Origin of the sequence: Sphingomicrobium arenosum, from assembly GCF_026157085.1 — a bacterium.
Classification (GTDB): domain Bacteria; phylum Pseudomonadota; class Alphaproteobacteria; order Sphingomonadales; family Sphingomonadaceae; genus Sphingomicrobium; species Sphingomicrobium arenosum.
Genome location: NZ_JANPVN010000001.1, coordinates 405,874 through 431,498 on the forward strand (window position 1 = coordinate 405,874; position 25,625 = coordinate 431,498).

The 25,625-nt window shown below is 67.8% G+C and carries 23 protein-coding genes; 7 read left to right on the plus strand and 16 right to left on the minus strand.

Annotated elements, in window-relative coordinates; genetic code table 11:
- Positions 1-102 precede the first annotated feature (102 nt).
- Genes NUW51_RS01815 through NUW51_RS01830 form a run of 4 tightly spaced genes read left to right on the plus strand, consistent with a single transcriptional unit; the run spans position 103 to position 4,788 of the window.
- Positions 103-1,581 carry a TolC family protein gene (locus NUW51_RS01815; protein WP_265587904.1) on the plus strand — a complete coding sequence of 493 codons (1,479 nt, stop codon included), beginning with the start codon at positions 103-105 and terminating at the stop codon, positions 1,579-1,581.
- Positions 1,578-2,591: an HlyD family secretion protein gene (locus tag NUW51_RS01820; protein ID WP_265562207.1), complete on the plus strand. Its 1,014-nt coding sequence runs from the start codon at positions 1,578-1,580 to the stop codon at positions 2,589-2,591. The genes NUW51_RS01815 and NUW51_RS01820 overlap by 4 nt, the downstream gene beginning before the upstream one ends.
- Positions 2,588-3,691, plus strand: a complete 1,104-nt coding sequence (locus tag NUW51_RS01825) for an ABC transporter permease (RefSeq protein ID WP_265562208.1) — start codon at positions 2,588-2,590, stop codon at positions 3,689-3,691. The genes NUW51_RS01820 and NUW51_RS01825 overlap by 4 nt, the downstream gene beginning before the upstream one ends.
- Positions 3,688-4,788, plus strand: a complete 1,101-nt coding sequence (locus NUW51_RS01830) for an ABC transporter permease (RefSeq protein ID WP_265562211.1) — start codon at positions 3,688-3,690, stop codon at positions 4,786-4,788. Before NUW51_RS01825 ends, NUW51_RS01830 begins: the two co-directional genes overlap by 4 nt.
- Here NUW51_RS01830 and NUW51_RS01835 read toward each other — a convergent pair.
- The 14 genes from NUW51_RS01835 to acs all read right to left on the minus strand — a co-directional run bounded on the left by NUW51_RS01835 (position 4,778) and on the right by acs (position 19,577).
- Entirely contained in the window at positions 4,778-4,900 is a 123-nt protein-coding gene (locus tag NUW51_RS01835) for a DUF2474 domain-containing protein (protein WP_265562213.1), read from the minus strand. The two genes, NUW51_RS01830 and NUW51_RS01835, sit on opposite strands and share 11 nt — an antisense overlap.
- A complete protein-coding gene (cydB, locus tag NUW51_RS01840) occupies positions 4,900-5,907 on the minus strand; it encodes a cytochrome d ubiquinol oxidase subunit II (protein WP_265562215.1) in 1,008 nt (335 codons plus the stop codon). Before cydB ends, NUW51_RS01835 begins: the two co-directional genes overlap by 1 nt.
- Positions 5,907-7,367 carry a cytochrome ubiquinol oxidase subunit I gene (locus tag NUW51_RS01845; RefSeq protein WP_265562217.1) on the minus strand — a complete coding sequence of 487 codons (1,461 nt, stop codon included), beginning with the start codon at positions 7,365-7,367 and terminating at the stop codon, positions 5,907-5,909. Before NUW51_RS01845 ends, cydB begins: the two co-directional genes overlap by 1 nt.
- A 31-nt stretch (positions 7,368-7,398) precedes the next feature.
- A complete protein-coding gene (locus NUW51_RS01850; protein WP_265562220.1) occupies positions 7,399-7,590 on the minus strand; it encodes a hypothetical protein in 192 nt (63 codons plus the stop codon).
- 126 nt (positions 7,591-7,716) lie between these two features.
- Positions 7,717-8,895: an acyltransferase family protein gene (locus NUW51_RS01855; RefSeq protein ID WP_265562222.1), complete on the minus strand. Its 1,179-nt coding sequence runs from the start codon at positions 8,893-8,895 to the stop codon at positions 7,717-7,719.
- Positions 8,892-9,530, minus strand: coding sequence for a hypothetical protein (locus tag NUW51_RS01860; protein ID WP_265562224.1), 639 nt, complete (start codon positions 9,528-9,530; stop codon positions 8,892-8,894). The genes NUW51_RS01855 and NUW51_RS01860 overlap by 4 nt, the downstream gene beginning before the upstream one ends.
- 1 nt (position 9,531) lies before the next feature.
- Positions 9,532-10,296 carry a hypothetical protein gene (locus NUW51_RS01865; RefSeq protein ID WP_265562227.1) on the minus strand — a complete coding sequence of 255 codons (765 nt, stop codon included), beginning with the start codon at positions 10,294-10,296 and terminating at the stop codon, positions 9,532-9,534.
- Entirely contained in the window at positions 10,283-11,560 is a 1,278-nt protein-coding gene (locus tag NUW51_RS01870; protein ID WP_265562229.1) for a glycosyltransferase, read from the minus strand. Before NUW51_RS01870 ends, NUW51_RS01865 begins: the two co-directional genes overlap by 14 nt.
- 25 nt (positions 11,561-11,585) lie before the next feature.
- Positions 11,586-12,437, minus strand: a complete 852-nt coding sequence (locus tag NUW51_RS01875; RefSeq protein ID WP_265562231.1) for a hypothetical protein — start codon at positions 12,435-12,437, stop codon at positions 11,586-11,588.
- A 38-nt stretch (positions 12,438-12,475) separates the two neighbouring features.
- Positions 12,476-13,696 carry a non-hydrolyzing UDP-N-acetylglucosamine 2-epimerase gene (gene wecB / locus NUW51_RS01880; RefSeq protein WP_265562232.1) on the minus strand — a complete coding sequence of 407 codons (1,221 nt, stop codon included), beginning with the start codon at positions 13,694-13,696 and terminating at the stop codon, positions 12,476-12,478.
- 254 nt (positions 13,697-13,950) lie between these two features.
- Positions 13,951-15,360, minus strand: coding sequence for a DUF4132 domain-containing protein (locus NUW51_RS01885; RefSeq protein WP_265562234.1), 1,410 nt, complete (start codon positions 15,358-15,360; stop codon positions 13,951-13,953).
- Positions 15,347-17,224: a hypothetical protein gene (locus NUW51_RS01890; RefSeq protein ID WP_265562236.1), complete on the minus strand. Its 1,878-nt coding sequence runs from the start codon at positions 17,222-17,224 to the stop codon at positions 15,347-15,349. The genes NUW51_RS01885 and NUW51_RS01890 overlap by 14 nt, the downstream gene beginning before the upstream one ends.
- Positions 17,225-17,229: 5 nt before the next feature.
- Entirely contained in the window at positions 17,230-17,583 is a 354-nt protein-coding gene (locus tag NUW51_RS01895; protein ID WP_265562239.1) for a hypothetical protein, read from the minus strand.
- Positions 17,584-17,651: 68 nt separating this feature from the next.
- Positions 17,652-19,577 carry an acetate--CoA ligase gene (gene acs / locus NUW51_RS01900; RefSeq protein ID WP_407696349.1) on the minus strand — a complete coding sequence of 642 codons (1,926 nt, stop codon included), beginning with the start codon at positions 19,575-19,577 and terminating at the stop codon, positions 17,652-17,654.
- A gap of 175 nt (positions 19,578-19,752) precedes the next feature.
- Here acs and NUW51_RS01905 point away from each other — a divergent pair, with 175 nt between their 5' ends.
- The 3 genes from NUW51_RS01905 to NUW51_RS01915 are packed head-to-tail and all read left to right on the plus strand — an operon-like array spanning position 19,753 to position 22,732.
- Positions 19,753-21,762: a toll/interleukin-1 receptor domain-containing protein gene (locus NUW51_RS01905; protein ID WP_265562243.1), complete on the plus strand. Its 2,010-nt coding sequence runs from the start codon at positions 19,753-19,755 to the stop codon at positions 21,760-21,762.
- Between the two features lie 12 nt (positions 21,763-21,774).
- Entirely contained in the window at positions 21,775-22,245 is a 471-nt protein-coding gene (locus NUW51_RS01910; RefSeq protein WP_265562245.1) for a hypothetical protein, read from the plus strand.
- Between the two features lie 43 nt (positions 22,246-22,288).
- The gene (locus NUW51_RS01915; protein WP_265562247.1) at positions 22,289-22,732 is read left to right on the plus strand and encodes a potassium channel family protein; all 444 of its coding nucleotides are present in this window, start codon (positions 22,289-22,291) and stop codon (positions 22,730-22,732) included.
- Position 22,733: 1 nt separating this feature from the next.
- Here NUW51_RS01915 and NUW51_RS01920 read toward each other — a convergent pair whose 3' ends face one another.
- Both NUW51_RS01920 and NUW51_RS01925 read right to left on the minus strand, forming a co-directional pair.
- Entirely contained in the window at positions 22,734-24,545 is a 1,812-nt protein-coding gene (locus NUW51_RS01920) for a hypothetical protein (RefSeq protein WP_265562249.1), read from the minus strand.
- A gap of 63 nt (positions 24,546-24,608) precedes the next feature.
- On the minus strand, positions 24,609-25,610 hold the full coding sequence (locus tag NUW51_RS01925; protein WP_265562251.1) for a helix-turn-helix domain-containing protein: 1,002 nt from the start codon (positions 25,608-25,610) through the stop codon (positions 24,609-24,611).
- Between the last annotated feature and the right edge of the window lie 15 nt (positions 25,611-25,625).

Below are 25,625 nucleotides of genomic sequence, written 5' to 3' on the forward strand. Positions count from 1 at the left end.
TTCGGAACGCTTGCCCGAGACGCGGGTTGGGGTCTCGGGGAGCCCGGTAACGGTGTCGCAAGGCTGACGGTTCCTGCCGCAATGATGGGGTCGGGACAGGTGATGGCCATTCACTGTAGACGGATGATGATCGCGGCGATCGCTTCTGTGCAGGCGCTCGCGGGACCGGCTCTTGCGCAGCAGTCGCTCAGCTGGACGCAGGCCGAACGCCTTCACGAGGCGGCAGCGCCGCTCGCGCGTGCCGCCGAGCATGAGGCGAAGGCTGCCGAATTGACCGAGCGTTCGCTCGACAGCTTGCGACGGCCGAGCGTGACCCTGTCGGCGCAGGCCATCGCCTATGAGAAGACACTCTCGGTCGATCTCGACGGACTGCGCGAGCGCACCGCTGCCGGATTCGGCCCCTATCTCGACGGCCTGCCCGGGCAATTTCCGACCGACTTTCAGGGGATCGCAGCGGATGTCGCGAGCCGCATAGACGCCGCGCTTCCGGGGCTACTCGAGACCATCCCGGACACGGTCGACTACACGGCCGACGGTGTGCTCATACGCCCGTCGGTGAGTGCTTTCCTGCCGCTCTATACGGGGGGTGCGATCCCGGCCGTGCAGGAGGGGGCGGGGGCGGCAGCGCGGGCGGCACGGGCCCGCGTCGATGCGGCGCGCAACCTCGGACGCGTCAATCTCGCCCGTGCCTATTTCGGGCAAGTGCTGGCCGAGGGGCTCGAAGCCGCGGCGCGCGACCAGCTCGAGGCGATGGATGCGCATCTGTCCAACACCGAGGCGCTCTTTCGCGCCGGCGTCTTGCCGCGCCGCCGCGTCCTCGAGGTTCAGGTGGTACGCGATGCCGCCGCGCGCAATGTCGAGCGCGCCAGCCTCGATCGCGCCCGCGCACAGGCCGCGCTGGCGCGCCAGATCGACCAGGAGGGGGCGGTCGATGTCGCCACGCCGCTGTTCGTGCATTCGGCGCCGCTCGCGCCTGCCGACAGCTATACCGCCGCCGCCACCGCCGAGCATCCTCGCGTGCGCGAGGCGCAGGCGTTGCAGGGCGTGGCCGATGCCGCGGTAGACCTGGCCCGCGCCCGTAATCGACCGCAGGCCTATGCGTTCGGCAATTACGGCATCAATGGTACCGATAACGGCGTGAGCGAGCCAGATTGGGTTGCCGGCGTGGGCGTGCGCTGGGCGCTGCTCACGCCCGTCTCGCGCGCCAAGACCGAGGCCGCTGCGCGCGAACGCGCCGCCGCCGCGCGCGCCGGCGAGGACGCCGCCCGTCGTAGCGTCGAGGCCGAGATCGAGGACGCCTGGGCCCTCGCCGAAGCCGCCCGCCGCAGCTTCCTCTCGCTCGAGAGTTCGCTCGCGGCCGCGCAGGAGAATGTTCGCGTCGCCGACCTCGCCTTCCGCGCCGGAGAGGGCACGGCGAGCGACCTGCTCGACGCGCGCGCGGCGCTGTCCAGCGCGCGCACCCAGCGGCTCGCCGCGGCCTATGAATATGATGTCGCGCTCGCGGTGCTGATGGCCGCGAGCGGGACGATGGACCAATATGCCGACGCCATCGCGCGCGCGGACAAGAGGATCGCCCCGTGAGCTCATCCGAAAATGCATCGCTGTCGCTGTCGCCCGGCAAACGTCGTCTCGCCATTGCCATTTTCGGCGCCATCGCGCTCCTGCTGGCGCTCGGCCTGTGGCTCGCGGGGCGCCCGTCCGAGCCACCGCTCCAGGGCGAAGTGGAAGTCCGCGAGGTCAATGTCGCTGCCAAGATCGCCGGGACCGCCGGAGCGCCGCGCGTCGAGGAGGGGGACGAGGTGGCCAAGGGCGAGCTGTTGCTGACGATCGAGGCGCCGCTGGTCGGGGCGGCGCAGCAGCAGAGCGAGGCGTTGCTCGAGACCGCGCAAGCGCTGCAATCGATCGCCGAGGAAGGCGTGCGCCCCGAGGATATCGCCTCACTGCGCGCGGTTGCCGAGGCGGCCGATGCGCAGGCCCAACTCGCCCGCGTGTCTGCGCGCCGTGCCGAAACGCTTTATGCCGACGGCGTCATCGCGGCGCAGCGGCGCGACGAGGCGCGTGCCTTCGCGACCAGCACCGCAGCCAATGCTCGCGCTGCGAATCTGCAATATCGCAAGGCCGTCGAGGGCGCGCGCACGCAGACGAGACGCGCCGCCGATGCGCAGGTCGCGCTGGCCAGCGGGGGGCGACAGGCGACCGACGTCCTCGGGCGCGACCAGCAGATTGCGGCGCCGATCGCCGGGCAGGTCGCGCGCCGCCTCGTCGAGGAAGGGGAAGTCATCGCCCCCGCCATCCCCTTGTTCCAGATCGTCGATCTCGATCATCCATGGGTCCGCCTCTCGGTGCGCGAAAGTCGGCTTCCGGGGCTGCGTCGCGGCAGCGTGCTCGAAGGCGATATCCCGGCACTCGGGCTCGAAGGCGTGGGGTTTCGCGTCACCAAGGTCTCGGCGCTCGGCGAGTTCGCGACCAGCCGCGCTACGCGCCAATCGTCGGGCTATGACGAGCGGAGTTTCGAACTGCATCTCGAGCCGGTCGAGAAGGTCGACGGGCTGCGCCCCGGCATGAGCGTGCTGTTCGACCCCGACGGATGAACGCCTTTGCCGACGCCTTCTTCCGCGAGGCCGCGCATATCGCGCGCGACCGTTGGGACCGGGCACTGCTGTTCGTCATGCCCGCGCTGTTGCTTGGGATGATGGCCGCGATGCTGCTGGCCGGGTCGCCGCGCGACCTGCCCGTCGGCATGATCGCTCCCGACACGCCCGCGGCCCGTGAAGTCGCCCGAGCGATCGACGGCACCGACGCCGTCGAGGTCGTCGCACGCCCCGCCAACGAGGCAGAGGCGCTGTCGCTCGTGCGGTCCGGCACCATCGTCGCCTTCCTCGAATGGCCGGCGAGCGAGGGGCAGCCGCCGCGCGTCAGCTACAATGCGTCCTACCTGTCGGCGGGAAGCATTGCCGAGCGGGGGATTGCCTCGGCGTTGTCGGTGGTCGCGGTCGAACGGGCGCTCGATGCCGGGGGCGCGTCCGGGCTGGCGCTGGTGCGGGCCAATCCGCCTCGCCTGTCGGTCTCCCTGCTCGGCAATCCCGGGGCGAGCTTCGAATGGTATCTGCAAGCGCTGGTCGATCCCGCCATCCTGCACCTGCTCGTGGCCTGCGCGACCGCGATGGCGATGGGGCGCGAGCTGGCGGCGGGACGGCTAGGGCCCTGGGCGCGCGCCGCTGGCCGCCCCGCCGCGACCCTTATCGGCAAGCTCGCCCCTTACGTCCTCGTCGCCAGCGGGTGGGGCGCGGTGTGGATGATCTGGATCGCCGGCGTGCGGGGCTGGGCGCCCGAGGGAAGCCTGCTGCTCGTTATGATCGGCCAATCGCTGCTGTATGCCGCGACGGCGGCGATCTCCGCCCTGCTGGTCGCCGCCACGCGCGAAACCAGCACCGCGCTCGCGGCCAGCGCGGTCTATGCCGGGTCGGCGCTGGCCTATTCGGGAGGGAGCCTGCCGGTGGGCGGCGCCTCGCTGCTGGCGCGCGGGTGGAGCGAAGCCTTGCCCTTCACCCACTATCTCGACCTGCAGATGGATCAGTGGCTGGGGGCGCCCGCCTCGCTGGCGCTTGCGGACATCGGGCTGCTGGCCCTCTACGTCGTTGTCCCGGGCGCGGCGGCGGTGGCCCTGCTCAAGCGGGAACGGGCGGCATGAGGCGCGTCATCGCCGCGATGGCGGACACGCTGCGCGAGATCGCAGGAAGCCGCGCGCTCTGGTCCACGATGGTCGTCGCGGTGCTGTTCTACGCCTTTTATTATCCGGCGCCCTATCGCCACCAGACGGTCAGCGACCTGCCCATCGCTGTCGTCGATGAAGAAGGCAGCGAGGCGACCCGACGCATCGTCACGCGGCTCGACGACACGCGCGAACTGGCGGTCGTCGCGCGCGTCGCCAACGAGGCCGAGGGCTTGCGCCTCGTGCGGGACCGTGAGGTCGATGGCGTGCTGCGGCTGTCGAGTGGGCTGACCGGCCGCATCATCACCGGGCGCGGGCAGGGGGGCATTTCGTTGCAGGTCAACGGCGCCTATCTGGTGCGCGCGCAGGCCGTCGCGGGCGCGCTCGAGGCCGTCGTGCGCGAGGAGGTGCGCGACCTGTCAACGCGCACCGGCATCGAGGTCGACGTCGAGCTCGTCGTGCGGCCGCTATTCAACAAAACGCGCGGCTATGGCGATTATATCTTTCCCGCCGTGTCGATCGTCATCCTCCAGCAGACGCTGCTGTTCGGCGCGGCGATGCTCGCGGCCCGCCGCCGCGCCCTAGGGCGCGAGGATCGAGACGGCGCATCCTTCATGGGCACGCTGGCCGCGCTGACACTGATCGGGATCGTCGGGGCGCTCTTTTATTTCGGCCCGGTCTTCTGGCTGCTCGACATGCCGCGCGGCGGCAATAACGGCGCCCTGCTGGTTGCCGTCCCGCTCTTCTCGCTCTGCGTGGCGGCGCTCGGGCTCGCCATCGGCCGCTTGCTCGACGAGGGCGACCGCGCGATGGAACTGCTCGTCCCGACGTCGCTCGTCATCTTCTTCCTGAGCGGCGCGGCATGGCCGAGCGAGATGATGCCGTCATGGGTCCGGCTCGTCGCCTTCTTCTCGCCCGCGACGCACGGCGTGCCGCTCTTCCTGGGGCTGAACCAAGCGGGCGCGTCGCTGGCAGAGGTGTCGGGGCCGGCGTGGCGGTTGGGTGGCTTGTCGCTGTTGGCGCTGATGGCGGCCTGGCCACGACGGCAAGGTGGCCAAGCGCTGCTCAGGCCTTGAGCCAGAGGCGCAGCCCGTAGGCGAGGATACCGAGCGCGGCGACCGAGGCGGCCCAGATCAGCAGCATCCAGCCGAGCCGCTTCCACAGCGGGACGGGCGCATCCTCGTCCATCAATGATAGCCCTCGCCGACCTTGCCGCGGAACACCCAATAGGCCCAGGCGGTGTAGGCGAGGATGATCGGCATGATGATGACGACGCCGACGAGCATGAAGAGCTGGCTCTTCTCGGGCGCGGCGGCATCCCAGATGGTGACGCTGTCGGGCACGACATAGGGGAACATCGAGATGCCGAGCCCGATCATGCCCATGAGGAAGATGCCGAGCGCGATGACGAAGGGGCGGTAGGTGCGGCGTTTGCGCAAGGAGCGCTGGAGCGCGAAGAAGAGAATCCCGGTGACGAGCGGCACCTGCGCGGTGAAGATGATATTGGGCATGGAGAACCAGCGGTCCTGATAGGCGCCCGCGAGGGTGGGCGTGGCCGCGCTGACCCCGATCATCATGACGAGGGTGGCGAAGGCGGCGGGTTTGGCGAGGCGGAAGGCATGGTCCTCGACGCGGCCCTCGCCCTTGATAGCAAGAAAGGTCGAGCCGAGGAGGGCATAGCCCGCCACCACTCCGACGCCGGTCAGCATCGAATAGGGGGTGAGCCAGTCGAGCCAGCCGCCGGCATAGTTGCGGCCCTCGACGGTGATGCCCTGGAGCAGCGCGCCGAGGATCATGCCCTGCGCGAGCGCCGCAATGATCGAGCCGCCGAAGAAGGCGAAGTCCCAGAATTTCTCGTGGCGGGGATCGCGCCAGCGGAACTCGAAGGCGACGCCGCGGAAAACCAGCCCGAGCAGCATCGCGATGACGAGGGGATAGGTGGCGGGCAGGATGATCGCATAAGCGAGCGGGAAGGCGGCAAAGAGGCCGCCGCCGCCCAGCACCAGCCAGGTCTCGTTACCGTCCCACACGGGCGCGATGGCGTTCATTGCCTGGCTGCGCTCTTCGCCCTCGCCGAACAGCGGGAAGAGGATGCCGATGCCGAGGTCGAAGCCGTCCATCACGACATACATGAAGACCGCGAAGGCGATGATGATCGCCCAGGTGGTGGTAAGGTCCGCGTTATAGTCGACCATCAGGCGGGCTCCTTCTCGTCGCCGATCTCGGGGAGCGGCTCTCCCGTATCCTCATGCGTCGGGTTCTGCGTCGGTCCGGGGGTGATGCCCGCCGAGCGGATCGGGGGTTCGCCCGATCCGGCAGGGCCGCGCTCGCCGGCATGCGGGGGCGAGGCCATCAGCTTGAAAATGTACCAGATGCCGATGCCGAAGACGGCGAAATAGACGAGGACGAAGGCGATGAGCGAGGCGGCGACCGCGGGCGCGTCCAAGGGGCTCGCGCTGTCGGCGGTGCGCAACAGGCCGTAGACGGTATAGGGCTGGCGGCCGACTTCGGTGGTGATCCAGCCGGCGAGCACGGCGATAAGGCCCGAGGGACCCATGACGACGGCGGCGCGGTGAAGCAGGCGGCTGTCGTAGAGCTTGCCCCGCACGCGCTGGACAAGGCTCCAGAGCCCGAGACCCGCCATCAATAGGCCGAGCCCCACCATCACGCGAAACGCCCAGAAGACGATCGGAACGGGCGGCTGGTCCTCGTCGGGAATCGTATCGAGGCCGGCCATCGGCGCATCGGGATCGTGACGAATGATGAGGCTCGAGAGCTTGGGGATGCCGATGGCATAATCGAGGCTCTGCGTTTCCTCGTTAGGGATGCCGAACAGGTAGAGCGGGGCGCCGTCCGGGTGGCTGTCGTAATGGCCTTCCATCGCCATTACCTTTACCGGCTGGTGTTCGTAGGTGTTGAGGCCGTGGAGATCGCCCAGCACGATCTGGATCGGCGCGACGATCGCGGCCATCCACATCGCCATCGAGAACATGGTGCGCGCCTGCACGTTGGCCTTGTCCTTGAGGAGGTGCCAAGCGCCGACCGCACCGACGATGAAGGCGGTGGTGAGGTAGGCGGCGGTCACCGTATGGGCGAGGCGATAGGGGAAGCTGGGATTAAAGATGATCGGCAGCCAGCTGTCGCCGGGCACGAACAGGCCGAGTTCGTTGACGAGATGGCCCTGCGGGGTCTGCATCCAGCTGTTGACCGAGAGGATCCAGAAGGCCGAGACGAAGGTGCCTAAAGCGACCATCAGCGTGGCGAAGAAATGGAGGCCCTTGCCGACCTTTTTCTGGCCGAACAGCATGACGCCGAGGAAGCCCGCCTCGAGGAAGAAAGCGGTCAGCACTTCATAGGCCATGAGCGGCCCGATGACCCCGCCCGCCTTGTCGGAGAAGACCGACCAGTTGGTACCGAACTGGTAGGACATGACGATGCCTGAGACGACGCCCATCGCGAAGGTGATGGCGAAGATCTTCAGCCAATATTTGAACAGGTCCATGTAGCGCTGCTGGCCGGTCTTGAGCCACAGGCCCTCGAGCACGGCGAGAAAGCTGGCGAGCCCGATCGTCACGGCGGGGAAGAAGAAATGGAAGCTGACGGTGAAGGCGAACTGGATGCGGGCCAGCAGCAGCGCGTCGGCATTTTCGAACATGAAGTGAGGCTTCCTTTTCTCGCGTCGCGGATCAGACGATACCGAGCGCGCTGCCGCTCTGCCAGAGCATATAGAGCGCGACGATGACGATAATGACGGCAAAGGCCTTTGTAAGCGCGCCCTTGGCGGACATGGCCTTGGCCATGCGCGTGCCGCCGACGCTGCCCGCGAAACCGCCGAGGCTCGACGGGCTACGGCGCTTTTCGACGCGGAACTCGGTCAATGCAAGCTCTCGCACCTTCGACGGCGCGACGATCGGGCGAGCGACGGTAGATCATGCGGGCCTGGCCTATCGCTCGCTACATTGGCCTCATCGCCTGCGCCGCCTGCGTGTCGGGTGCGAGAAGCCTCAAGCCGTCGAGGGGGTGGGGCTCGCGGCGGTTTGCGTCTTGGCCAGCGCGGCGCTGGGAGCGGCGGGCGGCTTGATGGACGCGCTGCTCCGCGCGCGGCGGCGCATCTGGCGTAGCGGTACCTCGACGGCGCGGAAATAAAGGAAGGCGACGAGGAGGCTGAGCGGTGGGCCGACGAGGCTGAGCAGCCACCAGTCGATCGCTAGCCCCGTGGCAGCGGTGTAGCCCAGCGTCAGCAACACGTTCACCAGCGGGTGGAGAAGAAAGATCGAGAGCGACATCTGGCCCAGGAGGATGAGCCAGGGCCAAGCGCGCATGAACGCCTCGATCCGGTGGCTGCGCATCTCGTCGGTCATGAGCGTGATGAAGAGGCAGCCGACCAGCGCGGCGATGAGCGGGACGAGGGTGAAGTAGAAGGCCCAAGTGTTGGGCAGGAGCGCCCAGGCGGCGGCCAGGAGGAGGATGGCGGCGGTGAGCGAGCGGCGCATCGCGGTGCGGCTGGTGCCATCGACGATGGCCATGCGCACCAGCATCCCTAGCGCGAGCGCATCGGCGACCGCGAGCGGGGTCTCGGTCGCCAGCGCGGGCCTGTCGGGCATCCAGAGGAAACCGCCGACGAGCCGGGCGAGGATGCCGACAATCACAGCGCCGACGAGGAAACTCTTGAGGTTGCGGTAGCCGAGCAGCGCGCAGGCGAGGAGGGTGGCGAGGACGAACTGTTCCTGCGCGCTGATCAGCCAGAAATGGGCGGGGAAGGCCTCGGTCTCGTGGATCATCTTCACGACATTGCCCATATAGGCGAGATAGAGCGGCCAGGTGTCGTGGATCTGGGTCGTGGTGCGATCACCGATCCAATGGCCGAGCAGGACGTACATGGCGATGACCCCCGCGATGGCGGGCCAGATGCGGATGTGGCGCTGGGCGAAGAGCGAGATTGCGCGGCGCAGGCGAGTGAGCGGGGGCTCCTGCGCCTCGATGCCCTGCCGCTCGAGGATGAGCGCGAGGAAATAGCCGGTCACCACCATCATGGTCGCCGCGACGGGGCGCGCGATATTGCCCGAGAAGAAGCTGGTCGGGACATAATGGGTGAGGACGATGAGCAGCAGGGTGATGCCGCGCAGCCCGTTGACCGAGGCATCCATCGCGGTGGTGGTGGTGCGGCGGGCGGGGGCGCTCACGTGACTGCCTCCTGCGGTGGGACGGCGGTGCGCGCGATGAAGTCGCTAATTGTCATGAGGTGCAGACTGAAGGCGCCGAAAGCGTAGAAGATATAGAGGAGGAAGAGCTCGGTCGCGCCATGCACCGCGCCCATGACGGACAGGAACATCGCCACCGAGGCGACCTTGATGGCATAGGAAGCGACGACCGCGCGAACCAATGCGCCCAGGGGCCATCCGTGACGGCGCAGGATGACGAGCAGAAGCGCGAAGCTGGCGGCGATGACCGCGCCGAGGATATTGATCGTGTCGTTGACGATCTTGACCGAGTTGATGATCGGCTGGCGGGCGAGTGCGTCATAGCCGATGGTGAAGAGGCACAGGGTGCCGAAGATCATGGCAAAGGGATAGACGACGCGCGTCCGCGCGAAGAGCCGCAGGCCGATCATCGTGCCAAGGACGAGGAGGCCGAGCAGCGCATGGCGGTTCGGCGGCTGTACCCTGTCGGGCGCGAGGTCGCAGCGGGTGCCGAGAAATTCGACGGCGCAGGACTGGCCGTGAACCAGTGGGAAGAGAACCGCGGTCGCGTGGTTGGACAGGACCCAGCCGGCGAAGACGATGAGGAGGCCAAGGAGCAGGCGCTGCTGGTGGGACATGTCAGGCGGCCTTCGACGTGGGGGAGCCGTGGGGCGTAGGCGACGGGCGCAAAGGGGTGGCCGCATTCGAAGACAGCGGACGGACCGGCGCGGATGGCGGTGTACTGGGCAGGTTGCGGATCACGCGGCCGTTGAGAAGGAGGGGATGGTCGAGCCGAAGGCCGCGCAGCACTGCCCAACCGGCATGGTCGCGGGTGCCGATGATCATCTGGCCCTGCGCCAGCGTATCGCCCTTGACGAGGAGGCCTCGCGCGAAATGGGCGCGACCGTCGATCCGCAGGGCACCGTTGACGATGACCATGCCCTCGAAAAGCGCCTCGCCGCGAATGAGAAGGTCGCCCCCCACCTTGAGTGCCGAAGCGAAGCGTGCGCGCCCGTTGATCGAGACATCCTCGAGCGCGATGACGGGTGCGTCGATCCGCGCTTCGCCGATGGCGACCGACGCGCGGTAGCGGCGCGGCGCGGCGGTCTTGCTTGCGCAGGGCAGTTGGGTGGTCGTGGGCGAGGGAGAGGCATATGCATGCGCGCGGCCGGAACGTTGGTCGACCATCGATGCGTCGGTGGTGCCCGGGCCGGTGTGATCTTCGAGCCGAACGACCTGCTGGCCATCGCGGCGCATGGCGCGGCGATAGTAGAGGTAATGGAGCAGGGCGATGCCCATGAGGAGCGCGGGCGCGAGGAGGTCGGCGCGCTCGATGGTGCCGGGCAGCGCGGCGGCGAGGCGGTCGAGCGTGGCTTGCAGGGCGGTGGGGTCAGGCAGGCGCATGGTAGGCCTTTCTGAAGCGAGCGGTCTTGTCCCAGCGCAGGCGGCGGCGGGTCAGCGTGCTGCGGATGGCGAGGAGCAGGCCTTGGGTCGAGGCGAGCATCGAGATGGCCGAGGAAAGGAAGATCAGCGGCAACATTGCCACCGCTTCGGGCTGGCGGTCGCGCACCACGGCGCTGGCGATCTGGAAATAGGGGGCGAAATTGCCGAAAGCGACGACGAAGCTGAAGGCCGAGATGACCGCGAAATTGAACGGCGGAAAGGCGAAGAGGGTGGGGTAGATCATCGCCGCGACGAGCCCGAGGATCGAGATGGCGGGAAAGAGGAAGAAAAGAAGGACGAGCGCGGCATCGATACGACGCAGGAGCGGCTGGTGTGGGGTGGTGAGCGTGCTTTTCAGATAGGCGAAGAGGCACTGGTTGTGCCCCGCCGCCCAGCGCCGGATCTGGCGATAGCGCACGCGCCAGTCGGCGGGCGATTCCTCGTAGCACATGGCATCATCGACATATTCGACGCCGTACCCTGCGGCGAACAGGCGGTAGGTGAGATCGGTATCCTCGGCGAGCGTGTCGGCGTTCCAGCCGCCGATCTCGGCGAGAGCGCTCATGCGCACTCCGCCGACCGTGCCGCCGAATTGCGGAAGCAGGTTCCACGCCGAGCGCACCGCCTGGTCGATGGTGTAGCCACCGCGTCGTTCGAGATCGAGCAGCCGGGTGAGCAGGTTGGTCTGGGTGTTGTAGGGCACCACGCGGCCCATGGTCGCGCCGACCTCGGGGTCGATGAAGGGGGCGACCAGTTTCTTGAGGAGCGGCGGGTCGGGGAGATAATCGGCGTCGAAGAAGACGGCGAGATCGCTGTCCACCTGCTCGAAGGCGTCGAGCAAGGCGGCAGGCTTTCCTGGGGCGGCGTCGGCGGGGCGATGAAGCGCGCGGATGCGCCCGCCGCTGCGCGCGGCATGGTCATCGAGGATGGCGCCGGTGCGATCGCTCGACCGGTCGTTGACGACGATGATGTCGAGGCGGTCGGCCGGATATTCGAGCGCGACGAGCTTCTCTAGGCAGCCGCCGAGCACCAGTTCCTCGTTATGCGCGGCGACAAGGATGGTCACGCTGGGCCAGTCGTCGAGCTGGACGCGGCTGAAGGGGCTGGTGATGGGCTGCGACAAGGCGGCGAGCGAGAAGCTGATCTGGCGGACGAGGAAGATGAGCGCGATCGAGGCGCTCAGCGCGAAGATGAGGAGGAAGAGGAGCTGGACGAGGATGGCCATGAAGGGGCAGCCTTGAAGGGGAGTGTCAGAGGCGGAACTTGAGGCCGAGCATCGCGCCTCTCACCGTATAGAATTCGGTGTCGGCGAGATCGCCGCGTATGTAGATTTCGGTGCCCCCGCCCATGCGGTAGCCCAGGCTGAGCGAGCCCCCGTAAATGTCCGAGCGCACTTCCTGTTCGAGGATGGTGTCATAGGCCATGCGCCCGGCGCGCAGCGAGGCGCCGATGGTCAGGCCGCTGTTGCGCACGGTGGTGAGGCCGGCGCCCAGCGTCCAGCCGGTCTCGTCGGCACGGTTGAAGGAGAGGCCGCCATTGGCCTGCGCCACCCAATAGCCGCCGTCATCGCCCGCCATGTTGAAATATTTGGCGACCTGGAGCTCGGGGCTCGTCGAACTGCCCCCGGCGCGATAATCGCGATAGGTGAGCGCGGGGGTGAGGATGAGGCCGCCGCCGGGCTTGAACTGGACCGAGCCGCGCAGGAGGAGTTCGGGCAGGATCGAGTCATTGTCGGTCGAACTGCCGATGGTCCCGCGAACCCGCACCGCGTCGGACAGCGCATAGCTCAGCCCCAGGGCGCCATAGGTGCCGGCTTCCTCGCGCTCGATATGGGCGACATCGCTGTGAAGGCCGATCCGGTCGATGTAGAGATTGGCGAAATTGCCGATGACCAGGCGGTCGTTAAAGCCATGGCTGACGCCGTAATAGCCGACATAGGTGGTGCTGCTCGATTGCTCGCCCGTCATCTGCGCGGCGGCAGAGGTGGGAAGAAATATGGCGGCGGCCAGTGCGACCGCGAGCGCGCGGAAGCCACGAGGGGTGGGGTGAAGCGGCGTGCCCCCGATGTCGCGATGGGGCCTGGAAAAGTTGCACTTGGTCATGGTCGGTCCTTGGCGAGAGAAAGGCACAGGCGGCGGCGTCAGGCGGCCTTGGCAGGGGCGGGCTGCGCGGCGGGCGTGTCGGGCGTCGGCGCCGCGGTGGCGGCGGGGCGACTGGGGGCGAGCGCGTGGGCGTCGGTGACCGGGGTCGCCAGCGCGGCGGCGATCCGCTCGCTCGCGCGGCCATCGCCGAATGGATTGGCCGCAGCGCTCATCCGGGCATGAAGCTCGCCTCCCGACAGAAGCTCGGCGACGCGTGCCTCGAGCAGCGCGGCATCATGGCCGATCAGCTCGGCATTGCCGGTCTCGATGGACTCGGGGCGTTCGGTCGATTTGCGCAAGATCAGCGCGGGGGTGGAAAAGGTCGGCGCCTCTTCGGCCAGTCCCCCTGAATCGGTGACGAGCATGTGGGCGCATTTCAAGGCGACGATCATCTCGTCATAGCCGAGCGGGTCGACCAGCCGGACATTGTCCAACCCGCCGAGCATCTCGAAGGCGGGGCCGCGAACCTGCGGATTGGGATGTACGGGGTAGAGGATGTCGACGTCATGACGCGCCGCGATACGGCGCAGGGCCGCGAAGATGCGCGTGGCCGGAGCGCCGAAACATTCGCGCCGATGCATGGTGAACAGGATGCTCGCCCGCTCGGGCGCCGCCAGGCCGAGCCGCGCCGCAATGGCGGCCTCGCCCGCCGGACCAAGGAGGTCGAGCGCGAGACGGGCGGCATCGACCACGCTGTTGCCGGTCTCCACGACCTGCCCGGGGCAGCGTTCGGCGACGAGATGCTCGCGCGCCGCGCGGGTAGGAGCGAAGTGCCATCGGGCGAGGCGCGAGATGAGGGCGCGATTGCCCTCTTCGGGGAAGGGAGAGGCGAGATCCTTGGTGCGCAGCCCCGCCTCGACATGCGCGATGGGGATGCGGTGATAGAAGGCCGAGAGCGCGGCGCTGAACGCGGTGGTGGTGTCGCCCTGGACCATGACGACATCGGGCCGCTCGGCGGCGAAGACCGCCGGGAGCTTGTCGAGGATCGCAGCCGTGACATGATCGAGGCTCTGGCCGGGGCGCATGACGCCGAGATCATGATCGATCGCGATGCCGAACAGGTCGCAGACCGGCTGGATCATGTCGCGATGCTGGCCCGACGAGCAGGTCGCGACCTCGAAGCGCGGGTCGGCGCCGAGCGCGAGGATCACGGGTGCGAGCTTGATCGCCTCGGGCCGGGTGCCGAACACGACCAGGATCTTGCGCGCCGCTGTCGTCATTCGCTGTCTCCCTTGTCGTCATCGTGGCAGCGGGGGGCTCGCTGCCTGCATGAGAACAAAGGGTGTAAGGACAGCAGAACAAATGCGAACCCTTATCCCCGCCGTTTTGGACCTGTCGGGCGCCGCCAAGGCAGTCATTCACGCGGATGGAGGGGCGCGACATAGGCCGGCGCGGTGAGGGGGCGGCGCAGGCAAGAGGGTGCGGCTGGATAGATCAAGTTCGGACCGGGTTGCCGCGGGTCGCGGCGCGGCGACTAGCTGCCGCGGCGCCCGGGTTCGAGCTGGGCGATGATGGTGGGGTCCCCGATGGTCTCTTCATCGACCAGCAGATGCGCCTTTGACAGGATGACGGCGAGCAATTCATCGCCTGCGAAGGGAAGGACCAGCCCTGCGACAGCGCCCGAGGTGCCGCCCGGTACGATGCAGACATGACGCTTGCTGTCGGCGATGCGGATCGCCCCGTTGCCGCAGTTGATCTCGTAATCGTGCCATCGGCCTTCGACGCGCAGCATATGGCCCTTCAGGGACAAGCCCTCCGCAATGGTGAGGCGGGGGATTAGCCATTCGAGCAGTTCGACACGTAGTCGCGCGAGCGCGGTCGGCGAGTGGGTCGTGAGGTCGTCGCTAAAGCCGTCGTAGCCGAGGTCTCGATTGCGCAGGATGGGCCGGGCGTCGGGGCCGGGGTCGCGCCAGCGTGTGTCGAGGCCGATGGCGGACAGGCCGGTGGCCACTTCGACGTCGAACATCGCTTCGCAAAAGGCGCGGATGGGGACGGTGTCGAGGGGGACGGGGCGGGCGCCCTCCATGCTGTCCTCGCCGGTGCGATAGAACAGCAGCTGCGAGGTGGCGAAATGTTCGTAATTGGGGGCGCTGTAATCATGGTCGCTGGCCTGCGACTGGCCCGCGCCCGCGCCGCGAAATTCGGCGACGAGGCCGGCACCGGGCAGGTCGAGCCGGGCGGGGCGGGTGCGCTTGTCGCGATGATCGCCGAACATCCGACTCTTGAGCACCCAGCTGCGGTTGCGCAAAACGCGTACGAAGACGGGCTGGGTGAGGAGAAGACCGGCGAAGCGGTTCGAATAGGTGGCGGTTTGGCGCTCGGGATCGGTCAGCGCGTAGACGGGGCGCCACGCCTGCCACAACGGCTGGCGGATGCCGCACTCGAGCAGCGCCTCGCGCCATGCCCGCGCGACCTCGGGCGGTGTGTCGGCGGGGTGCCAGAGCGCCACACGGGTGGTGGCCTCGTCCACCGAGAGGGGCGTGCCGTCGAGGCTTGTCAGCTCGGGCGCGGTGCCGAGCGCGAGACGCGCTGGCTCACCGGGCGCGGCAAAGGACCAGATGAGGCGACTGGACATGACGCGGGTGAGGGGGTGATCGCGGTAGCGCTTGGCCCAGTCGGCGAAACTCCAGTCGCGATCGTTGCGCCACGTCGCCTCGAGGCGGCGCCTGGCCTCCTTCTGGGCAAGGCTGATGTCCTTCAGGCGCTGTTGGAGCGCATCGTGCTGAGCCCGCGTCGCAGCCTTGCGCGCGGCGACGGGCAAGCGCTTATGCTCCTTGCCCGCAGGATCGAGATAGAGCGCGAACGGCTTGCCGTCCTCGTCGAGCCTGACGCGCGCCTGCCAATCGCCTAGCGGGAGCGTGTTCGCAGGCTTAGTCGAAGCCATAGTCGGGCAGGCTCTGTTCGGCGATGTCGTCGGGCTGGACGCCATGTTTGGCGGCGAGCTTGTCCATGGCTTTCTGGACGGCGTTGCCGATGGCCTTGTTGGCGATGGTGCGCCTGAGGCGGCCTAGCGCCTGCAGTGCCTCGGGGGTGCCGATGGTGCCGAGGCTGGCGATGGCGGCATTGGCGACCATCTTGGAGCGCAGGCGATCCGAGTTCTTGAGCGCGGTGGCAGCGATGGCGACGTCCTCGAGCAGCGGGACGTTGGCGGCGTCTTCGGCGAGCAGCCAGGTCACTGCGCGCAAGGCGTTTTCGGTCGGGGTCGAGGGGAAGGCGAAGGGGCGGCGATAGCGGTTGCCGATGTCGTAGCGTTCCGCGTCGGTCTTTGGATAGGTCGCGCCCTGCTGGATGATCTCGATCCGCGCCGGGTCGGGCACCAGGCGGTTGTAGCTGTTGAGGAAGCCGTAGATCGAGCAGGGCCCGTCCGAATGGTTGCCGATCGAGGTCAGCGCGACCCAGTCGGCGAGCGCGTCGAGATCTTCGTCGGGCAGGGCCTTCCAGTCGGGAAACAAGCGGTCGAACAGCGCGATGTGCAGGGCGCGCTGGTGGCAGTCGTGCAACTGCCCGATGCTCGTCTCGTCGAGGGCCGGGCGGGCGAAGAGGGCGAGCCAGCGCTCGAACCGGTCCATCATCTTGGGCCGGCCGATCTGGTGGATGAGCTTCAGCGCGTCCTTGCGCCATTTGGCCGGCGCTTTCGGCTGGGCCTTGGATTCGACAAGCATGAGGAAAAGGTCTTCCTCCGCCTCGCTGCGTTTCCCGAGGAGGATGTCGGCGCCGGGGATGTAGGCGCGATGCCATTCTAGATCGGCGAGGGTGGCGAGGCGGGTACGCTCGGCGACGAGCTCGTCATGGGGAAGGTGGGCGAGGAGGCGCTCGCGCGGATTGTCCTCCTCGGGCTTCTTCATCGCCTTGAAATTACGTCCGTCGCCGCGCCAGTCCTTGAGCGCATCGCGGGTCCAGAAGCCGAAGTCGAGGGGGACGCCGCCGACAGAGCGGAAGCGGTCGTTGAAGGCGGCTTCGTCCTTGAGCCAAACCGGCTTCTTGGCAATCTCGCTTTTCAGCGCCTCGGCCTTGTCCGAGACAAGGGCGAGGAAATCGCTCCAGAAGCGGGCATGGTAGGGGAGCGGGCGGAAGCGAAGGGGCGAGGGCTGGTGGTCGCACCACTGGTCGATCCGCGCGGCATTGATCTCGCGGTCATCGCTCGAGATGTCGGCGAGGGCGTAGAACAGCTTGACGAGACTGGCGCTGCGATCCTGCTGGCCCTTGGAATAGGCGTCGAACTGCTTGCCCTCGAGACGGCGTGCATAGCTGGCGATCCGCTCCCTCTCATCGCTGTTGAACGGATGCCCCTGGTCCTTGGCCGTCTTGAGAAAGCGGTGGACGCGCTCCAGCGTGAATGTCTCATGGATCCAGTCGACGTCGGGGGCGACGAGGGCGCGGGTCAGGAAGTCGACCGTGCCATGGGTCACCGGCGGGTCGTCGCTGTAGGTCAGGCAGTCGAACAGCTCCTTCATCTCGATCCTGTCCCTGATGCTGATGTCTTCCCGGGGACCCAGCAGCGGTTCGAGCGAGCAGAGCAGGGCGGAGCGGTCGGACAGCGAGAGTGAAGCGACGGCGCGCTTCACGGGGCTGTCGGCGTGCCAGACGACGCTATTGATGGGGCGATTGACCTGCGTTCCCAGGCTGTCGAGGAAGCGGTTCCAATAGGGGCGGTCGTCCGACGGGTCGAGCGCGCTTGCGGGGGTGGGTTCCGGTGCGGCGGCTGGCGTGGGCGTGGCGCCCTTGCGGCCGAAAACGCGGCGAAGCATGACGATCAGCCTCCTTGGAGCGGGACGAGTTTGAAGAAGACCGCTTCGTTGGCGGTGTGTAGCGGGATTTCCTCGTCGAGGTCGGTGACCTGGGCGTCATTGACGATGAGGAGGAGCTTGCCCGCGGTGAAAGCGGCAAAGGCGCGCTCGGCAAGCTGGTCGGTGAAGCCATCCAGCCCGCCCGACAGTTCGAGAAGGAACCGGCTGGCGGGAATGTCGCGCGCGGCGCGTTCGGTCTCGGTGCGCAGCCGCTCCTCGATGAGCAGACGTGCGGTGCAGCGGTCCACGCCCTTCCAATCCCAACTGAAGCCGGGCAGCTCGGTGGTGCCGACCCTGTCGATGACGCTGATACTGACCATGCGGCCTCCCCGACAACTCCGTCGCGCCTTTGCGTAACGATCATTCGATAAACGGCAGTTAACGGGGCCTAACGGTTCTGGCGACCCTCGATCAGCGCGGCGACGACCGACGGATCGGCGAGCGTCGAGGTGTCGCCGAGCGAGGCGGTGTCATTCTCGGCGATCTTGCGCAGGATGCGGCGCATGATCTTGCCCGAGCGCGTCTTGGGCAGCGCGGGGGTGAAGTGGAGATGATCGGGGGTGGCGATGGGGCCGATCTCCTTGCGCACCAGCGCGCGCAGCTCGGCGGCGAGCTCGTCCGACGGCTCGACCCCGGCGTTGAGGGTGACGTAGCAATAGATGCCTTGGCCCTTGATGTCGTGGGGCGTGCCGACGACCGCAGCCTCGGCGACATCATGGTGGAGGACGAGCGCGCTCTCCACTTCGGCGGTGCCCATGCGGTGGCCCGAGACGTTGATGACGTCGTCGACCCTCCCGGTGATCCAATGATAGCCGTCCGCGTCGCGGCGGCAGCCGTCGCCGGTGAAATATCTGCCGGGATAGGTGGAAAAATAGGTCTGGATAAAGCGGTCGTGGTCGCCATAGACGGTGCGCGCCTGTCCGGGCCAGCTGGCGGTGATGCACAGATTGCCCTCGGCGGCGCCCTCGAGCGGGTTGCCGTCATTGTCGACCAGTTGGGGCTGGATGCCGAAGAAGGGGAGCCCCGCGCTGCCCGGCTTCATCGCATGGGCATGGGGCAAGGTGGTGATCATGATGCCGCCCGTTTCGGTCTGCCACCAGGTGTCGACGATGGCGCAGCGCTTGTCGCCCACGACCTCGTGATACCAACGCCACGCCTCGGGGTTGATCGGCTCGCCCACGGTGCCGAGGAGGCGGAGCGAGAAGCGGTCGTGGGCTTTGACGGGGCCATCGCCCTCGCGCATCAGCGCACGGATGGCGGTGGGGGCGGTATAGAAGCTGTTGACGCGGTGGCGCTCGACCACCTGCCAGAAACGGCCCGGGTCGGGGTAGTTGGGCACGCCTTCGAACAGGACGCTGGTGGCGCGGTTGAGGAGCGGGCCGTAGACGATATAGCTGTGCCCCGTGACCCAGCCGATGTCGGCGGTACACCAGTAGATGTCGCCGGGCTGGTAATCGAAGACATAGTTGAAGGTCGTCGCGGCCCAGACGCCATAGCCACCGGTGGTGTGGAGCACGCCCTTGGGTTTGCCGGTCGATCCGGAGGTATAGAGAATGAAGAGCGGGTCCTCGGCGGCCATGGGCTCGCACGGGCAGGGGGCGTCGTGCGCGCTGTCGTGGAGCCAATGGTCGCGGCCTTCGACCCATTGGACCGAGCCGCCGGTGTTGCGGATGACGAGGACGGCGTCGACGGCGACGCCGTCGCGGGTCAGTGCCTCGTCGACATTGGCTTTCAGCGGCACGGTCTTGCCGCCGCGGCGCCCCTCGTCGGCGGTAATGACGAAGCGGCTGTCGCAATCGACGAGGCGGCCTGCGAGCGCTTCGGGCGAGAAGCCGCCGAAGACGACCGAGTGGATCGCGCCGAGCCGTGCGCAGGCGAGCATGGCGACGACGCCCTCGGGGATCATCGGCATGTAGAGGGTGACGCGGTCGCCCTTTGCGACGCCGAGCGCCTTCAATGCATTGGCCATGGCGACGACCTGTGCGAGGAGTTCGGCATAAGTGATGCGCCGAGCCTCGGCGGCGGGGTCGTCGGGTTCGAAGAGGAAGGCGAGCTGGTCGCCTTGCCCGGCCTCCACATGACGGTCGAGCGCATTGTCGCACAGGTTGAGTTCGCCGTCCTCGTACCAGCGGATGTCGACGGGATCGAAGGACGAGCCGTCGGCCATGGTGGGGAAGCGCGACCAGTTGAGTCGTTCGGCCTGCTCGAGCCAGAAAGCGTCGCCATCTTCGATCGAGCGGCGGTAGAGCGCGGCGGCGGTGGCGGCATCGGCATGGGTGCCGGCGACCGGTTCGGGTGGCGAGATACTGTCCATCATGTCCCCTCTCCATAGGCACGAGTTCGCCAAGGCGTAGCATGGTCGGGCGCGTTCGTCGCGGGGGCTGCAAGCCGCGCCATTTTTGGCGCGCTACCGCCGGTCGCATCGCGATTGACAGGGGTAAAATTGTCCCGTCTTATTGATGTGGGTTGTTGAAAAACGGGGGGTGAGCATGGCCGCACAGCGCTATTTCGCGTTTCTCAGCTACAGTCACGCCGACCAGAAAGAGGCGAGCTGGCTTCACCGCGCGCTCGAACATTATCGCCTACCCAAGGGGCTGGTCGGGCGCGCCTCGCCGATCGGACCGATCCCGCCGCGCCCACGCCCGGTGTTTCGCGATCGCGACGAACTGGCGGCGGCGACCAGTCTTGGCGATCGATTGGTCGAGGCGCTGGCAGCGTCGAGCAGCCTGATCGTGCTGTGCTCGCCGAGCGCGGCGGCATCCAAATGGACCAACGAGGAAATTGCCACCTTCAAGCGCAATCACCCCGAACGTCCGATCCTCGCCGCGATCGTGGCGGGCGAACCCTTTGCCAGCCAGATGCCGGGGCGCGAGGCGGAGGAATGTTTCCCGCCTGCGCTGCGCTACGAGTTGGAACCCGACGGCAGCCTGTCGGACCGCCCCGCCGAGCCGATCGCCGCCGACCTCAGACCCGGCGCCGACGGCAAGCGGTTGGCCAAGCTCAAGCTCATCGCCGGCATCCTCGATGTGCGCCTCGACGAACTGGTGCAGCGCGATGCGGCGCGGCGCAATCGGCGGTTGGGCGCGCTGGCGGCGGCCTCGCTTGTCGGCATGGTGGGGACGAGTTCGCTCGCGCTCTATGCGCTCGACCAGCGCGACGCGGCGCGCGAGCAGCGCTCGGAAGCCGACGGGCTGATCGAATATATGCTGGTCGACTTGCGCAAGCAGCTCGAGCCGGTGGGGCGGCTCGAACTGCTCGACGGGGTCGGCAATCGGGCGATGGCCTATTATGCGCGGCAGGATATCGCCGACCTCACTGACAATGAACTGGGACGGCGGGCGCGGGCGACCCAGCTGGTGGCCGAAGTGCAGAATTTGCGCGGCAACAACCAGGCCGCGCTGCCCGCCTTCAAGCAGAGCGCGCGCACCACCGCGGCCATATTGGCGCGCAATCCGAGCGATACTGAAGCCCTCTTCAACCATTCGCAGAGCCAGTTCTGGGTTGGATATCTGGCTTGGCAGAGCGATGATCTGGACGAGGCGCAGAGGCGCTTTACCGATTACCGCCAATTGGCAGGTCAGTTGCTGCGCGTGGAACCCGACAATGCGACTTGGCGCGCCGAATGGGGCCATGCCAACACCAACCTCGGGGTCGTGGCGATCGACCGCGAGGCGCTGGAGGAAGCGCGCGCCTATTTCAAGGAAGCCGAGGCGACCTGGCGCACGCTGGGCGGCGAGAGCAATGCGGCAGGGGCGCGTGAGATGAGCTTCTATCTGGCCCAGTCGCTCGCTTGGCAGTCGCAGATCGATGCCGATCTGGGGCGGATCGCCGAGGCGCTCGACCTGCGCCAGCGCGAAAGCGCCATCTATGCCCGTCTGGGAAAAGCCGACGAGGATTTTCAGGCGCTGCAGGGGCTGGTCGTGAGCCGGGCCAATATCGCGCGCTTCCACCTCGACCTGGGCGATGTGGCGGCGGCGCGCGCCGTGGCCGAGGACACGATGCGCGCTGCCGAGCGGCTAGGCGCGCAGGACGAGGGAAATGCCTTCTGGAAGGAAATTCGCGCCAAGGCCGCGATCCGCGCGGGCGAAACGCATTTGTTGGGAGGCGCGCTGGCCGAGGCGCGGCGGTACAGCACGCGGGCGCTGGGGCTGTGCGAGGCGCTGGTGGCGGGAGATGACAGCGTGGGACAGTGGAAGAGTGACTGTCTGGCGCCCGCGCTGGCGCAGCTGGCGCTGGTCGCCCATCGCGAGGGGCGCGGCGAGGAGGCAGCCACGCTGGCCGCGCGGTTTGCCGCATTGCGCGGGAATGCCGAGCTGCCCGACAGTGATTCGCTGGCCATTGCCAGCGCCACGCTGGCCGCGATCGGCCTCGCGCCGCTTTCGCGCCTCGACGGCGAGGACCATCGCAACGATGCCCGATTGTCGGCCCTATATGCTCGTCTGGGCCATAAAACCCGCGAGATCGGCGACTATCCCGTCGACCGACTGCTGGGCAGCTGAGGGAGAAAGACCATGAGCAAGAAGGATATGGAAGTCGATGTCACAGTGACGTTCAGCGGGTCGGCCTCGCTCGACCCCGACAATCCGCCCACGCTGTCGCCGACCTATTCGAGCTCGACCGGCGTGGTCGATAGCGACGGCAATATCGACCTCACCCAATTGCTGCAGTCCTCCGACCAGAAGAACGAGACCAAGATCAGCTTCACGCTGGCCGGCGAGATCGCGAACACGTTCAACGACGACGGCAAGAGCTACAAGCCTAAATGGCCGAGCTCGGGGAGCGATGCGATCAGCGTGTCGCAACGGGAACAGGCCGGCGGGCTCGACGTGCCCGACGGATGGGACAAGAACCGCAACAGCGACACCAAGCTGACGCTAACCGACCCCGACGACGACGGCTCCACCTACGATTATACACTCTACGTGAAGTTCGATGGGGTGCGGTGTCCGGTCGATCCTTCGATCATCAACCGCAGCATGTGATGCGAGCGCCTTTAACAAGGCGGGACGGGCGCGAGGTGGCGGGGTGATCCTCGTCACACTCGCCTTGTCGCTTGTCCTGCTCGCCGCCTCGATCGCGGTGCATTACGAAGTCCTCAGGCAGGCGTCGCGCCGACTGGTGCGCGTGCGCGCCGGCGGGTTCGTCCGCCTGACCCTCGTGCTGTTCGCGATCCTGTTGTCGCATCTCGTCCATGTCCTCATCTGGGCGCTTGCCTTCGAGGGGGTGGTGATGATGGGCTGGGGATCGATCGAGGGGCAGGAGGTGATGACCTTTCACGACGCCTATTATTTCTCGATCACCAGCTATACGACATTGGGGATCGGGGACCTCGCCCCCTATGGCATGCTGCGCATCCTGTCGGGAGTGGAATCGCTCACCGGGCTGGTGATGGTCGGCTGGAGCGCTTCCTTCACCTATCTCTACATGGAAAAATTCTGGCACATCCGGGGGCGGCCCGGACGGCATTGAGCTAGCCCGGCAGCGTCAGCGGGCGGCTCTCGTAATGAAGCCGCCACTGGCCGACGTCGGCGAGCATGATCTCGCCGAGGCGGCGGGCGCGTTCGGACAGTCGCTCGAAGCGCGGCTGGTCGGCGCCGAGCGAATGTTCGAGATGCTCGAGCTGGCGCGCGATGGCGGCCGAGCGCTCGGCATTGCCCGCGAAATCGCCCTGCATGCGGATGCCGTAGAGCGCGGCGGCGAGCGCGGGGAAGAGCGCGGTGACGAAGGTGACGAGGCCGGTCGAGCTGAACGCCCCCGCATCGGGCACCTTGCCGATGGCAAAGGAGAGGATGAGGTAGAGGGCGCAGGCGAGGATCGTGCCCGCGAACAGCGCATCGCCGGCGCGGTGCAGGACGTGGTTGCTGTGCTGCATCGCATGGGCGTTGGCGTGGTGGTAGGCGCGCTGTTCGGCGATGGTGGCGAGCAGCACGCCGCGCACCTTTTCGAGATAGGCATGATCGATCTCGGCGCGCACGAGACCCAGTTCGCGGGCGCTGGCGCGCACATACCAGCCGACCCAGTCGGGATGGCGGGTGCCGTCGTCGGCGTCGCGCAGGGCTAGACGGCCCAGGGGCGCCGACATGGACAGGAGGCGCAGCCGCTCGGCGAGGTGGCGATGGTCGAGCCAGCATTTGTGAAGGTTCTGGCGGTTGGCGCCGCGGGTGTTGGCGATGATCAGCAGGATGACGAGTAGCTCGATACTGATGAGCAGCTTCTTGCCCTCGGGAAAGAGCAGGCCGGCGAGCGCGAGGAAGACGGCAAGCCCGGCCATGGCGAAATTGGTCACGAAGGAGGAGCGGAAGCGCTGGGCATAGTCGCTGGCGAGTGAATCCGCCCGCCCGAAGCGGGTGCGGATGCCCCCGTCGAGACGCACCCCGAAGGCGCCGTCCTCGGCGAAGGGACGAGTGTGGGCCGCGAAGGCGCCGGCGCACTCCGCGCTCGACGGCGCGCGGGCGGCGAAGCCGGTCCACGATTTGGCGCCGGTCAGCCGCATCAGGAGCGGCCAGCCCGTGGCGCGGCGCGGACGCCGGTCGCCGCCGAGGATGAAGCGATCGAGCTCGGCGCGTTCCTCGGGCGCCGACGGCGGGGCGCAGAGCGCATGAACGAGCGGGCCGATACCACGGCGCATGTCGGTGCGGCGCACGCCGTCGAGCGAGGGGCGGTCGGGAATGGCTTCGTGCAGGCCGCTCCACAACAATTCGGCCGGGCGCTCGCCGCGCGCATCGATATGGATGACGGGCTGGTGCATGGCGACCGCCTCGGCGACAATCTGGGTGGTGCCGCCGCGCCCCGCCGCCGCCTCGCCGTCCCAGATGGCGATGAGGATGTCGCATTGCGCGAGCACGATGCGCCCCGCGGCCTCGTAGGACGCCTCGGCACCATGGCCATTGGGGTCGAGCGTGAGGACCGCGCCCGATTGCTCGATCAGCGCCTCGGTGCGGGCCCATGCCTCGGCACTGAAGTCGCGGGCATAGGTGTCGCGTGGCAAGGGCAGGCAGGCGACCAGTTGCGCGCCGCTGGCGAGCGCGGCCTCGGCGGCAATGACATCGGCGCCCTCGGCGAGGCTGGAGACGAGCTTGATGGCGGGATCGCGCGCCGCGAACAGCCGTGTCTCGCTGGCGGCCAGCGCATCCATCGCGCCGCGCGCGAGGGCGAAGATCTCGGCGCACTGGGCATGGATACGGTCGTGCTGGTCGTTGGCGAGGCGCGGCGGTCGGTGGCCGGTGATGCCGAACCGCAGCGTCAGGCCGGGCCTATAGTCTTCCAGTGCATCGCGATCCATGCGCCCCCCGATCTTCGGCCCTCGAAGTGTTGGCAGGCGGCGCGGACGGTGGCAAGCGGCGCCTCAGGCAGCGCTGTCGGACCGGGCGCCGAAGCGGCGGCGATAGGCGCTGGGCGAGAGGCCGAGGACTTTCTTGAATTGCGCCTGCATGGCGGACAGGCTGCCATAGCCCGCCTCGGTCGCGACCCGCTCGATCGAGGCGTCGGTAGCCTCCAAAGCATGGCGGGCGGCGGACAGACGCAGATGAGCGAGCCAGGCACCGGGGGTCTCGCCGGTCGCCTCCGTGAAGCGGCGGATGAAGGTGCGGCGGCTCATCGCGCAGGCGCGCGCCATGGTCTCCACATTCCAGTCGCTGGCCGGGGCGGCACGCATGGCGTCGAGCAGCGGGGCGATGCGGGCATGGGGCGCGGGCGGCAGGGGGGTGGGGATGAACTGGCGCTGCCCGCCGTCGCGATGCGGGGCGACGACGAGGCGCTGGGCGACCTTGTTGGCGACATCGTGGCCGAAATCGCGCGCGACGAGGTGGAGCAGGCAGTCGATGCCCGCCGCCGAGCCCGCCGAGGTAAGGATCGCGCCTTCGTCGGCGAAGAGGATGTCGGGGTCCAGCGCGACGCGCGGGTAGCGGGCGCGAAAGGCGTCGGCATAGACCCAGTGGGTGGTCGCGCGCTTGCCGTCGAGCAGGCCGAGTTCTGCCAGCAGGAAGGCGCCCGAGCAGATGGAGACGAAACGCGCGCCCTCGGCGGCGGCGCGGGAGAGCGCGGCGGCGAGCGCTGGGCTGGGGGCGGGCGCGCCGGTCGACCAGCCGGGGATGACGATGGTGCCGGCATCGTCGAGGGCATCGAGCCCGGCTTCGGGGACCAGCGCGGCACCCGCGATGGTGGACAGCGGTTCGGCGGTCTCGGCGACGGTGACATGATCGTACCATCGGGTGATGCCGGGACGTTCGCGACAGAAGATCTCGGCGGCCATCGCATATTCGAAGATGGCGAGCCCGTCGCCGACGAGGGTCGCGACCTTGAGGGGGTCGCGATGGTGAGTTGGCACGATCCGCAGGGTCTTTGACATTCGTGCCAATTGCCG